1 protein-coding gene is annotated in these 397 nt (G+C 49.1%); it reads left to right on the top strand.

What is annotated here, in order from left to right; all coding sequences use genetic code 11:
* Positions 1-397, top strand: a 397-nt coding sequence (locus CWC11_RS20935; RefSeq protein ID WP_502704813.1) for a DbpA RNA binding domain-containing protein, incomplete at both ends; no start/stop codon positions are given.

The raw sequence follows: 397 nt of genomic DNA, 5'->3' as shown, positions 1-397 counted from the left end.
GAAGCTCACTAATGCCCTTGAACACAAAGACATTAACTTCTTTAACGAAGTGGCGGCAGGTCTTGCTGAAAAGCTTGAGCTCTCTCAAGAACAGTTAGCGGGTGCTATGCTATGTTTAGCACAACAGCAAACGCCACTTAAAGTTGAAGATATTAAGATTCAACAGCGTGAACGTCGTGATCGCGATGACCGTCGTGACAACAACCGTCGTGGTGAGCGTAATGACCGTCAAGGTCGTGGTCGTGAGCGTAATGGTGAACGTCGTGAGCGTCCTGAGCGCGAACGTGGCCCACGTAACAGCAGTCAAGGCCCTATGGATACATACCGTATCGAAGTAGGCCGTGACCATGGTGTTCAAGTTAAAAACATCGTAGGCGCAATCGCAAACGAAGCTGAT

Source organism: Pseudoalteromonas sp. S3178 (assembly GCF_005886985.1).
In the GTDB taxonomy this organism is placed as follows: Bacteria; Pseudomonadota; Gammaproteobacteria; order Enterobacterales; family Alteromonadaceae; genus Pseudoalteromonas; species Pseudoalteromonas carrageenovora.
The sequence above is the reverse complement of the archived record's forward strand: the minus strand, read 5'-3'. Positions and strand labels throughout refer to the sequence as shown.